This window comes from Limnohabitans sp. T6-5, from assembly GCF_003063315.1.
Lineage (GTDB): Bacteria > Pseudomonadota > Gammaproteobacteria > Burkholderiales > Burkholderiaceae_C > Limnohabitans_A.
On record NZ_NERV01000005.1, the window covers coordinates 163846 to 175768 of the forward strand.

The window sequence follows — 11923 nt, forward strand, 5'->3', positions numbered from 1 at the left end:
CCCTGCCCCCTTCGTGCTCGCCAAAGATGGTCTTTCGCAAAGACAGACAAGCCAGGGTCTTGATCTGGGAGAAGATACAACCATGAACACCCCCACCACCCTTGATGCCGCCCAGGTCGCGCACTTGCGCAGCTGGGAAGGCCGCAGCGAAACGCTGGATGACGACATCAGTGCCGCTCCCTTGCGCGGCCAAAGCGCGCTGCTCGACCGCGACGACGCCCACCAAACCGTTGGCAGCGAAGTGCCGCCTTTGTGGCACTGGCTGTACTTCTTGCCGCAGGCGCGGCAAAGCCAGATCGGGCCTGATGGCCACCCCTTGCGCGGTGGCTTTTTGCCGCCCGTGCCCCTGCCGCGTCGCATGTGGGCCGGTGGCCGCTTGCAGTGGCAAACCGACAACCCGCTGCGCGTGGGCGACGCCGCGCAAAAGCGCTCGCGCATCGCGTCCGTCAAGCACAAGTCGGGCCGCACAGGCGACCTGCTGTTTGTCGAAGTCGAACACGCTTTCAGCAACGCGCAGGGCCTGAGCCTGACCGAAACGCACGACATCGTGTACCGCGCAGCCGCTGTGCCCGGCGCACCCGAAGTGCCACCCACTGCCGCCGAAACCGGCGCGCCATGGCAGCGCGAGTTCGTGCCCGATCCGGTGTCGCTGTTCCGTTATTCGGCGCTCACCTTCAACGGCCACCGCATCCATTACGACCGCAGCTACGTCACGCAAGAAGAAGGCTACCCCGGCCTGATCGTGCACGGCCCGCTGATCGCCACCTTGCTGGTGGACCTGGTGCGCAGGCAAGTGCCTGGGGCGCGTGTCGCTTCGTTTCAGTTTCGCGCCGTGCGCCCCACGTTTGACCTGCACCCTTTCCGGCTGAACGGCCGGTCGTCAGCCGACGGTAAAACCATAGACCTTTGGGCCTGCGACCACGAAGGCTGGCTCACCATGCAGGCGCAGGCCACACTGGCCTGAGGCTGCACGAGCATCCATTTTTGACAACCCATTTCCATCACCACCATGCACGCACCCGACCAATACCAGGACATCCGCGACGCCGTGCGCGATCTCTGCGCCCAGTTCCCTGACGAGTACCACCGCAAGGTCGACGAAAAACGCGGCTACCCCGAAGAGTTCGTTGACGCGCTGACCAAAGCCGGCTGGATGGCCGCCCTGATCCCGCAGCAATACGGCGGCTCGGGTTTGAGCATGTCCGAGGCCTCGGTGATCATGGAAGAGATCAACCGTTCGGGCGGCAACTCGGGTGCTTGTCACGGCCAGATGTACGTGATGAATTCCATCGTGCGCAGCGGCTCCGAAGCGCAAAAAAACACGCTCTTGCCCAAGATCGCCACGGGCGAGTTGCGCATCCAGTCCATGGGCGTGACCGAGCCCACCACCGGCAGCGACACCACCAAGCTGAAGACCACCGCCGTCAAGAAAGACGGCCGCTGGGTCATCAACGGCCAAAAGGTCTGGATCTCGCGCATCCAGCACAGCGACCTGATGATTTTGTTGGCCCGCACCACGCCCGCCGACCAAGTGAAAAAACGCTCCGAAGGTCTGTCGTGTTTCCTCATTGATTTGAAGCAGGCGATCGGCAACGGCCTCACCGTGCGCCCCATCCTGAACATGGTCAACCACGAGACCAACGAGCTGTTTTTTGACAACCTCGAAATCCCCGAAGACGCGCTGCTGGGTGAAGAGGGCAAGGGCTTCAAGACTTTGCTCGACGGCCTGAACGCCGAGCGTACCTTGATCGCCGCCGAGTGCATTGGCGACGGCTATTGGTTCATCGACCGCGCCAGCAAATACGCCAACGAGCGCGTGGTGTTTGGCCGCCCCATTGGCCAAAACCAGGGCGTGCAGTTCCCGATTGCCGACGCCTTCATCGAGCTGGAAGCCGCCAACCTGATGCGTTGGAAGGCCTGCGAAAAAATCGACGCCATGCAAAACGCCGGGGCCGAAGCCAACATGGCCAAATACCTCGCGGCCAAGGCCAGCTGGGAAGCGGCCAACGTTTGCCTGCAAACGCACGGCGGTTTTGGTTTTGCCTGCGAGTACGACATTGAGCGCAAGTTCCGCGAGACGCGCTTGTACCAAGTCGCGCCAGTCTCGACCAACATGATCTTCAGCTACGTGGCCGAGCACATCCTCGGGCTGCCCCGTTCGTTTTGATGTTCATCGTGCTTTCGCACACCACCACCCATCGCTCCGAGGGCGGGGCTCCTACAAAGAGCGTGCAGCCCCCCTGTGGGAGCGGCGCCCCCGCCGCGATGAGCGACTTGCACACCACCACCCATCGCTCCGTCTTCTTAAGGTGCACACGATGACCAGACCTCTGGACGGCATCACCGTCGTCTCACTCGAACACGCGATCGCCGCGCCTTTTTGCACGCGGCAATTGGCGGACTTGGGCGCACGCGTCATCAAGGTCGAGCGCCCCGGCGCAGGCGACTTTGCGCGGGCTTATGACACGCGGGTGCGCGGCCAGGCTTCGCACTTTGTGTGGACCAACCGCTCTAAAGAGAGCATCACGCTCGACCTCAAAAACCCCGAGGCCATGGCCGTGCTGCGCGAGCTGCTCAAAGATGCCGACGTGCTGGTGCAAAACCTCGCGCCCGGCGCGGCCGCCCGCATGGGCCTGTCGTTTGAAGCGCTCAATGCGACGCACCCGACGCTGATCGTCTGCGACATCTCGGGCTATGGCGAAGACGGTCCCTACCGAGACAAAAAAGCCTACGACCTCTTGATCCAGAGCGAGGCAGGTTTGTTGTCGATCACCGGCACGCCCGAGGCCCCGTCCAAGGCGGGCAACTCGATGGCCGACATCGCGGCGGGCATGTACGCCTACACCAACATCCTCTCGGCCCTGCTGCTGCGCGGCAAGACCGGCCAAGGCAGCCACATCGACGTGTCCATGCTCGAAGCACTGGGCGAGTGGATGGGTTACCCGCTGTATTACGCCTTTGAAGGCGCAGCGCCGCCGCCGCGCACGGCCGCGTCGCACGCCAGCATCTACCCCTATGGCCCGTTTGTGGCGGGTGATGGCGGCACTGTGATGCTGGGTCTGCAAAACGAGCGCGAGTGGAAAGTGTTTTGCGAAGTGGTGCTTGGCGATGCGGCTTTGGCTAGCGATGCGCGCTTTTGCACCAACGCCCTGCGCAACGCCAACCGCGCCGAGCTGCAACAACTGATCTTGGGCATGTTCGCCACCATGAGCACGGCCGAGGTCGAAGCGCGCCTGGACCAAGCGCAAATCGCCAACGCCCGCATGAACGACATGGCTGGCGTTTGGGCGCACCCGCAGCTGCAGGCCCGCCAGCGCTGGCAACCGGTGGGCTCGCCCGCAGGCGAGATCCCGGCCCTGCTGCCGCCCGGGCGCAACAACCGATACGACTACCGCATGGACCCCGTGCCCGCCGTGGGCGAGCACACCGAAGCCATCTTGCGCGAGCTGGGGCTGGACGAGGCGGCGGTGCAGGCTTTGCGCAATGCGAAGGCCATTTGAATTGTGAGTTTGTAGGAGCCCCGCCCTCGGGGCGATGGGCCGTGGTCTGCCAAAGGCCCATCGCGGCGAGGGCGCCGCTCCCACATAAGAATTGAACCCCAACCAGGAGACAACATGACATCCAACACCGCCCAACTCGCGGCCTTTGCAGCCGGCCTGCGCTTCGAGGACATCCCTGCGCCCGTGGTGAGCAAGATCGAAGACCTGCTGGTCGACTGGTTCGGCTCGGCCGTGGCCGGTCACGGCACGCGACCTGTGGAGACCATCACCCGTTTTGCGCTGGCCATGGGTCCGGCCCAAGGCCCTTCTGAAGTCATCATCAACGGCGCACGCACCACGCCGTATTTGGCGGCCATGGCCAACGCCGCTGCCTCGCATGTGGCCGAGCAAGACGATGTGCACAACGGCTCGGTGTTCCACCCGGCCACGGTGGTGTTTCCACCCGCTGTGGCGGTGGCCCAAGCCCTGGGCGCGAGCGGCAAACAACTGCTGGCCGCATCGGTGGTCGGCTACGAAGTCGGCATCCGTGTGGGTGAATTTTTGGGGCGCTCGCACTACCGCGTGTTCCACACCACCGGCACCGCAGGCACGCTGGCCGCAGCAGCGGCCGTGGGCCACCTGCTTGGCCTGAACGCGCAGCAAATGCAGCACGCGCTGGGCTCGGCCGGCACGCAGTCGGCAGGCCTGTGGGAGTTCTTGCGCACCGCCGCCGACAGCAAGCAGCTGCACACCGCGCACGCGGCGGCTGCTGGCCTCATGTCGGCCTACTTGGCCAAAGACGGCTTTACCGGCGCGGCAGAAATTTTGGAAGGCCCGCAGGGCATGGCCGTGGGCATGTCGAGCGACGCCGACCCGAGCCGCCTGGTGGACGGCTTGGGCACGCGCTGGGCCACGGCCGAGACCTCGTTCAAGTACCACGCCAGCTGCCGCCACACCCACCCAGCGGCCGATGCGCTGCTGCACGTCATGCAGACGAATGGCTTGAAGCTCGATGACCTGGCCCAAGTGGTGACCCATGTGCACCAAGGCGCGATCGACGTGCTGGGCCCGGTGGTGCAACCCACCACGGTGCACCAGAGCAAGTTCTCGATGGGCACGGTGCTGGCCCTGGTGGCGCAACACGGCCACGCGGGCCTGACCGAATTTGACCGTGACTTTTTGAGCCAACAAACGCAGGCGCTGCGCGACAAGGTCACGATGGCGCTCGACGCCGAAGTGGACAGCGCCTACCCCAAGCGCTGGATCGGCAAAGTCACCGTCACCACCACCGACGGCCGCGTGCTGCACGGCCGCGTGGACAAGCCCAAGGGCGATCCGGGCAACACGCTCTCGCGCCAAGAGATCACCGACAAGGCCCTGCGCCTGGCCGCCTTCAGCGGCGGTGCCACGCCCGAGGCCATGCGCCAAAGCGTGGACGCACTCTGGCAAGTGGCCACTTGGCCCAAGGTCGGCGCACTGCTGTCATGAGCGGGTTGATGCACTCGCAGTCTGCATCGCCAGCCCAGCCTTTGCCGCCATCCAAGCTGGCGCAGGCGCGCAGCTTTTTGTTTGTGCCTGGCAACCGCCCCGAGCGCTTTGCCAAGGCCCTGGCCAGCGGTGCCGACGCGGTCATCATTGACCTGGAAGACGCGGTGCCGCTCGACGCCAAAGACGCGGCCCGCACCGCTCTGCTCAGCGCTTGGTCGGCCTTTGATGCGGCTGAGCGTGCACGCCTCTTGGTGCGCGTCAACCCGGCAGGCACGCCCTGGCATGAATCCGACTTGGCGGCGCTGGGCGGCTTGCCTGGCCTGGGCGCGCTCATGCTGCCCAAAGCCGAAAACTCACAGCAAGTCGAGCACGCCTTCAGCACCAGCGGTGTGCCTGTCTTGCCCTTGATTGAAAGCGCCGAAGGCGTGGGGCAGATGGACGCCATAGCACTCGCACAAGGCGTCTTGCGCCTGGGGCTTGGGCACATTGATTTGCAGGCCGATTTGGGGCTCAGCTGCGGACCCGATGAAGCCGAACTGGCTCCCATTCGAGTGGCGCTGGTGGTGGCCTCGCGCCGCGCCCATTTGCCCGCCCCGGTGGACGGCGTGACCACCGCCACCACCGACGCCGATGTGTTGGCCCGCGACGCGCAGCGCAGCCGCCGCTTTGGCTTTGGTGCCAAGCTGTGCATCCACCCCGCGCAGGTGGCAGGCGTGCACCAGGCCCTGGCCCCGACCGAGGCCGAATGCGCCTGGGCCAAACGTGTGCTGGCCGCTGAAGCGCAGGCCCATGGCGGCGCGTTCAGTGTGGACGGCAAGATGGTCGACCCGCCTGTGTTGCTGCTGGCGCGCAAGATTCTCCAGATTCGTTCCTGATGAAAGGGGGAGCGGAATCTTTGCCCGCCGAGCTCCAAAACGCAGCTTGCCTCGTAGGTCGGTACTCGCAGAGTCCGACGTCTTGGTGATGCAGCGAAGGGGTAGTTTCCAAGTCTGGCGGTCGCCCCACGCTGCCTTGGAATCCGTGTAGGTCGCAGCTTCAGCCCCGACACGAACCTGAGCCGACATGGCGCGCACCCATTTGGAGTTGGCCCCCCGGCCCGCTGTCACAATCCCCCCATGTCTGTTCATTTCGATCTGGTGGATTTGCGCCTCATGGTGCGGGTGGCCGAAGCCAACAGCCTCACCAAAGGGGCCGAGGCCTCGCACATCTCGCTGCCTGCGGCCAGCACGCGCATCAAAAACCTCGAAGAAAGCATCGGTGCCAAGCTGCTCAACCGGCACAGCCAGGGCGTCACCCTCACGCCGCCGGGCCAGGCCTTTGTGCACCGGGCGCGGCTGGTGCTGGGCCAGATCGAACACCTGCGCGGCGACTTGCAGGAATACGCCAGCGGCATCAAAGGCCACCTGCGCGTGTACGCCAACACCACGGCCTTGGGCGAGTTCTTGCCCGAAGTGCTCAAGCGCTACCTGGCCACGCACCCCGATGTGAACATCGACCTGCAAGAAAAACTGTCGAACGAAATCGTGCGCGCTGTCATCGACGGTAAGACCGACATCGGCATCGTGGCCGGCTCGGTGCGCACCGAAAGCCTGCAGACCTTGCCCTACCGTTCTGACAGCCTGGTGCTGGTGGTGCCTGAGCACCACCCCGTGGCCGACCTGCCCAGCATGCAGCTCATTGACGCGCTGGAGTTTGACCATGTGGGCCTGCACGAAGCGAGCGCCTTGCACGCCTTCCTTAACCGCGAATGCGAGCAACTCAACATGCCGCTCAAGGTGCGTATCCAGGTCAGCAGCTTTGAGTCGGCCTGCCGCATGATCGAAGCCGGTGTGGGCGTGGGCGTGCTGCCCGAATCGGCCGCCCGCCGCCACGCCCGCAGCATGGCCATCCGCCTGGTGCCGCTGTCCGACGCGTGGGCGATCCGTTCCATGCAAATTTGCGTGCGCATTCTGGACGAGCTGCCTGCGTTTGCAAGGGACTTGATTGATTTGCTGGCAGAGGATGCGCGGCAGGCGATGGCTTGAGGGCTTGCTTGTGCGGATAGGGAGGCTTGCGGTTTTTTGAGCAAGTTTGGAAAAGGCAACGTCATCAAACGATCAAGCGCCGCCATTTATAGATGTGCAGCAGCAGCCCGCTTCAATAGTTCCGACACACTGAAGTCTGAAATGTTTGCCCGCAGTCACCCTGTAGTTCGGTGGCTTCAGCCCCGACATGACAGCGCTGAGCACAAGCCCATGTCGGACCTGACGGTACGACCTATCGACACCTTTGCCAATTGAAGACTTCACACGACCGAATCAACCGTCTGGCTGCAGCCGTAATTCTTGGGTCTTCAACCTAGAAAACGCAGTTGAACGCGCCCGAGGGTGCAGCCATGGGGGGCAATGGCCAGGCGCGAGGAGGCCGCAGGCTGCCCCCCTGCAACGACGAGCAACGCCGCCAGTGCCCCCCAGGGCTGTGCCATCGGGTGCGTAGCGGTATCACCCACAAGGTGAGCGTCTTCGTGCTCACAGCGTTCAGGATACACAAGGGTTTTCAGCGGGTTCAAAGCGGTCAACTGCGTTTTCTAGGTTCAAATGTCAGCTTCCGTCAATTGCAGGCACCTTGTTCGCCGTATTGCCGGACAGCATCGCTGGACATGCCACGTTGACGTGGTCTTCATCATGTTCGGAGTGACCAGCACGGCGAAAGCAAAGCAGACGTCAGACCGCCCGCCGGACCATCATTTCCTTGATCTTGCTGATGGCTGCTGCCGGCAGCAGGTTCTTGGGGCAGACATCCACGCAGTTCAAGATGTCTCGGCAGCGAAACAGGCGATAAGGGTCTTGCAGGTCGTCTAGCCGTTGAGCCGTTGCGGTGTCGCGGCTGTCCACCAGGAAGCGGTAAGCCTGCAGCAGGCCTGCAGGGCCGACGTACTTGTCAGGGTTCCACCAGTAGCTTGGACAAGCTGACGAACAGCAGGCACACAGGATGCACTCGTACAGGCCGTTGAGCGACTCTCGCTCTTGTGGCGACTGCAGTCGCTCACGCTCCGGCGGTGGCTCGTCGTTGATCAGATAGGGCTTGATGGCGTGGTACTGTTTGAAGAATTGGGTCATATCGACGACCAGGTCACGGATGACGGGCAGGCCGGGAAGGGGCTTGAGCACGATCTTGGTCGGCAGTTCGCGCATGTTGGTGATACAGGCCAGCCCGTTTTTGCCATTGATGTTCATCGCGTCGGAGCCGCAGATGCCTTCACGACAGGAGCGCCGGAAACTCAGGCTCGGATCGATGGCCTTCAGTCGAATCAGCACATCCAGCAACATGCGGTCGCCGGGGTCAACGTCCAATTCGAACACTTGCATGCGTGGCGCGTCGTGCTGGTCTGGGTCGTAGCGGTAGATGTGAAAGCTATGCATGCAGCGCCCCTTCGTTCGGTTATTTAGGTCTGAATTGGCCAGCACGGTCTACGAGACTGCGCATCTCATCCGCAGCACGCAGAGTCAAAGGGTGTTGCGTATAGCCCGGCCGCGGGGCGATGAATGTTGCCATCTCGCGGACCCGTACCAGTTGCGACTCCGGGGATTGGGCCAGCATGGAAATGACCAGATTTTCCAAGGCAATGACACGAACGCGCAATTGCTCCGATTCGGCCTGGTTCGCGTCCAGATCTTCGAAAGGGGTCACGCCGGCGGGTGCGTTGGCCAGTTGGTTTTGCACGTTAAAACCTCCTTCGTTCTTCCGCCCAGACGTCCATTGAGGGTGATAAAGCCTTGGGTTCTATCCGATGATCGTGATGACTGCCGTGTGCGGAACGTTGCGTAGCAGCATGCGTGGGATATCCGGGCAAGTCTGTGCGCCAGCGTGCAGATCTGATCTGAGGTACGTTGTTGTCCGCTGCACTTTTCAGTGCCAAGACTTGGGATTTATACGACGTGGCGCGTCAGACAGAAGGGCTATTGCCTTGCGCGTTCACCCAAGCCAACATCGACCTCGCGCCCGAGCGCTTGCTGGGCGCTTTGCTCGACCCGGACGTCCGTGTGGGCACCAGCACGCCCAAAGCAGACCCCGCCGGTGACTATGCTTGGGCGCTGTTTCGCCGGGCCGAAGCGCTGCAAGCTGGCGCCTATGCCACGTTGGATCGCAAGGCCTTGCAGCTCACGGGCGGCCCTGCCTCACCCAAACCGCCCCCAGGCCGTGGTGCATATGCCTGGGTCATGGACCAGGGGCAAGCCGACGTCTTTCTAACCTATTACACCAATGCGGTGGCTGCGCAAGGCGAAGTTCAGCGTTTGAAGAGGGTGGCTGTGCCACCCAACTTGCAGGTGTTTGCGGATTACGGCATCACGGTGCGCCGGGGTGCGCCCCCTGCGGCACAAGCCTTTGCCGACGCCTTGCTGACACCAAGTGCACAGGCGGTCTTTGCGCGCTATGGATTTGGCAGTCCGTGATTTTCAGATTCACCAAATCCTGACGGGCTGCTTGGTGTCGATTGCCGATTTTCAGGCCTGCAGCTTTTGCAGATAAGCGTCCAGTTTCACAAAGGTGCCGCCAAAGCCCACCTCCATGCCTGGCCGCGCTGCGTCAAAGGTTTGGTGACCGATGTCGTCACTCTCATGCGGCACCCAGGTGATCGTGACACGCGTGCCTTCGCCGGGGACGTCCTCAAATGTGGTGGTGACGTGCATGTACTTGGGCCAAGTGGGTGCCATGGGGTGCGCGCCCAGGCCGCCCTCGCGGGTGGAAAAGCTTTGCAGATGCACCAGTCGCTCGTTCGGATCGATCTGCAGGAACTCCTGCTTGCCCCACATCTCCATGCCAGCGGGTCCCTGAATGCCGTAGTGGTAACGCCCCCCGACGCGAAAGTCCATGTCGGTGTGGATGTTGTGAAAGCCCTCGGGGCTGAGCCACTGCGCGAGGTGATGCGGCTGCGTGTAGACCTCAAACACGATCGGGCGACGTGCGCGAAAGACGCGGGAGATGACGAATGGGGTGAGGGTGATCATGGCGTATTTCGCAATGGCCGCAGCATGCACTTCGGCGCAGTCCAGAAACGGAAAACCCGGGTCGGAATTTTTGTTGAACACCAAGGCCAAATCGGTGCCCGCCAACAGGATGGATTCACAGCCCTCTTCGCGGATCAAGGTGTTGGCCGCGTCCAGAAAGATCGTTCGATGCTGTTCAGTCGCCACGCCTTGGCTGGCCATGGACACATAGGCGTCGTGAACTTCTTGCAGCATGGCGGTGGGTGGTACCACTTGCACGCCATCGAGCACGCCGTAAAACTGCGACGCCATGACGACGCGTGTGCCCAGCAAGCCTACTTTTTTCAAGCCCTGGCGATGCACTTCGGCCTTGACGGTTTCCAGCAAATCGATCACCGGGATGGGAGAGATTTTCTTGAAGGCCTCAATGCAGAAATGCCCGGCGATGGAGGACACGGCGATCATTTCTACACCGCACTGCTTCAAGCGATTGGCCAGTTCCATGTAGATGGCGACTTGGGCATCTTGATTGTTTTCGGCCTGATGTCGCAGCAGCGTGGACGTATCGGCATGGGCCATCGTGAGTTGCAGGTCCACACCCGCTTGGGCCATGGTCGAGATCAGTTGCCGATAGTAATAGTCCGTGGCGGCGGGGCCAATGCCGACGATCATGCCAACGTGCATGGAACCACTCCTGAGGAAAATCTGAAGGTTAGTTGACTGGATATTGATCGCTTAGAAACCCACGCGCTGCGCGCCCTTGAGCGCCAGAATTTTCCGGGCCTCGTCGGGCGTGGCGATTTGCAGGCCCAGGCCTTCGACGATCTGTCGCGCTTGGTGCACTTGCTCGGCATTGCTTTTGGCCAGCGTGCCCTTGCCCAGCCAGAGGCTGTCTTCCAGACCCACGCGCACATGGCTGCCCATGCTGGCGCCCATGGCAGCGATGCGCATCTGGTGACGCCCTGCGCCGAAAACAGACCACTGGTATTGGTCGCCGAACAAACGGTCGGCGGTGCGGCGCATGTGCATCACGTCTTCGGGGTGGTTGCCAATGCCGCCCAAAATGCCGAAGACCGACTGGATGAAAAACGGCCCCTTGATGAGCCCTTTGTCGGCAAAGTGCGCCAGGTTGTAAAGGTGGCCGATGTCGTAGCACTCGAGTTCAAACCGGGTGTCGTTTTCCGCGCAGGCCCGCAAGGCGTATTCGATGTCCTTGAAGGTGTTGCGAAAGATCAGGTCGCGGCTTTTTTCCAGGTGCTCGCGTTCCCATTCATGTTTGAACTCGGTGAAGCGGTCCAGCATCGGGAACAGCGCGAAATTGAACGACCCCAGATTGAGCGACGCCACCTCCGGCGCAAACCGCATCGAGGGATGAATCCGTTCATCTATCGTCATGAACGGCGAGCCGCCGCTGGTCAGGTTGAGCACCGCGTTGGTGCGGCTTTTGATCTGTGGCAAAAACTTGCCGAAGGCTTCGGGGCTTTGGTCGGGCTTGCCCGTGACCGGGTCCCGCGCATGCAGGTGGATGATGGCCGCGCCCGCCTCGGCCGCTTCCACCGAGGCTTCGATGATCTCTTCAGGCGTCACCGGCAGATAGGGCGACATGGACGGCGTGTGGATGGCGCCTGTGACTGCACAAGTGATGATGACTTTGTTCATCGGATGGACTGCTGGGGTTGGAAGTCGGGCCATCGTAAGGACGAGTCACAGTGCGTTACATCACGTTAACCCCTAAGGGCAGACGCATGGGTTACAGCAAGCCGCGTGTGCAGCATGGTCATTCGCCTGAATGAACTGCACAACATCGCGCGGCTGGCGATGTCAGTGAGCTGACTGAGCAACCATCAGATGAGGACTCTGAAGGGCAGACTTCAAAAGTCCAGCAAGTGCAGTTCGAGACGCCTGCCTGCTGCCCGTTGCTTGAATTTGACCGTCTGAAGAAATCCGTGCCACAAAAGTTCCACCGATCAATGCGCTGGGGGACAGCTG

12 protein-coding genes are annotated in these 11923 nt (G+C 62.3%); 7 read left to right on the plus strand and 5 right to left on the minus strand.

Going from position 1 to position 11923, the window contains the following annotated elements:
* The first annotated feature begins 82 nt into the window (after positions 1-82).
* The 6 genes from B9Z51_RS17620 to B9Z51_RS17645 all read left to right on the plus strand — a co-directional run bounded on the left by B9Z51_RS17620 (position 83) and on the right by B9Z51_RS17645 (position 6991).
* Positions 83-964, plus strand: coding sequence for a MaoC family dehydratase N-terminal domain-containing protein (locus B9Z51_RS17620; protein WP_108376471.1), 882 nt, complete (start codon positions 83-85; stop codon positions 962-964).
* Between the two features lie 45 nt (positions 965-1009).
* A complete protein-coding gene (locus tag B9Z51_RS17625; RefSeq protein ID WP_199227582.1) occupies positions 1010-2167 on the plus strand; it encodes an acyl-CoA dehydrogenase family protein in 1158 nt (385 codons plus the stop codon).
* Positions 2168-2318: 151 nt separating this feature from the next.
* The gene (locus tag B9Z51_RS17630) at positions 2319-3500 is read left to right on the plus strand and encodes a CaiB/BaiF CoA-transferase family protein (RefSeq protein WP_108376473.1); all 1182 of its coding nucleotides are present in this window, start codon (positions 2319-2321) and stop codon (positions 3498-3500) included.
* A 114-nt stretch (positions 3501-3614) separates the two neighbouring features.
* Positions 3615-4967, plus strand: a complete 1353-nt coding sequence (locus B9Z51_RS17635) for an MmgE/PrpD family protein (protein WP_108376474.1) — start codon at positions 3615-3617, stop codon at positions 4965-4967.
* 8 nt (positions 4968-4975) lie between these two features.
* Entirely contained in the window at positions 4976-5842 is an 867-nt protein-coding gene (locus B9Z51_RS17640; RefSeq protein ID WP_199227583.1) for a CoA ester lyase, read from the plus strand.
* 240 nt (positions 5843-6082) lie between these two features.
* Positions 6083-6991 (plus strand): LysR substrate-binding domain-containing protein, encoded by a 909-nt coding sequence (locus B9Z51_RS17645; protein ID WP_108376475.1) that lies wholly within the window; start codon positions 6083-6085, stop codon positions 6989-6991.
* A 308-nt stretch (positions 6992-7299) separates the two neighbouring features.
* Here B9Z51_RS17645 and B9Z51_RS18320 read toward each other — a convergent pair whose 3' ends face one another.
* The 3 genes from B9Z51_RS18320 to B9Z51_RS17655 all read right to left on the minus strand — a co-directional run bounded on the left by B9Z51_RS18320 (position 7300) and on the right by B9Z51_RS17655 (position 8669).
* Positions 7300-7524, minus strand: coding sequence for a hypothetical protein (locus B9Z51_RS18320; protein WP_146187808.1), 225 nt, complete (start codon positions 7522-7524; stop codon positions 7300-7302).
* Between the two features lie 145 nt (positions 7525-7669).
* On the minus strand, positions 7670-8368 hold the full coding sequence (locus B9Z51_RS17650) for a succinate dehydrogenase iron-sulfur subunit (RefSeq protein ID WP_108376476.1): 699 nt from the start codon (positions 8366-8368) through the stop codon (positions 7670-7672).
* Between the two features lie 19 nt (positions 8369-8387).
* Positions 8388-8669 (minus strand): hypothetical protein, encoded by a 282-nt coding sequence (locus tag B9Z51_RS17655; protein ID WP_108376477.1) that lies wholly within the window; start codon positions 8667-8669, stop codon positions 8388-8390.
* A gap of 170 nt (positions 8670-8839) precedes the next feature.
* Between B9Z51_RS17655 and B9Z51_RS17660 the strand changes: the two genes are divergently transcribed.
* Positions 8840-9400, plus strand: coding sequence for a substrate-binding domain-containing protein (locus B9Z51_RS17660; protein WP_233255032.1), 561 nt, complete (start codon positions 8840-8842; stop codon positions 9398-9400).
* Positions 9401-9451: 51 nt separating this feature from the next.
* Here B9Z51_RS17660 and B9Z51_RS17665 read toward each other — a convergent pair whose 3' ends face one another.
* Both B9Z51_RS17665 and B9Z51_RS17670 read right to left on the minus strand, forming a co-directional pair.
* Positions 9452-10618, minus strand: a complete 1167-nt coding sequence (locus B9Z51_RS17665) for an SRPBCC domain-containing protein (RefSeq protein WP_108376479.1) — start codon at positions 10616-10618, stop codon at positions 9452-9454.
* A 51-nt stretch (positions 10619-10669) separates the two neighbouring features.
* Complete coding sequence (locus B9Z51_RS17670; RefSeq protein ID WP_108376480.1) at positions 10670-11593, minus strand: 3-keto-5-aminohexanoate cleavage protein; 924 nt, start codon at positions 11591-11593, stop codon at positions 10670-10672.
* Between the last annotated feature and the right edge of the window lie 330 nt (positions 11594-11923).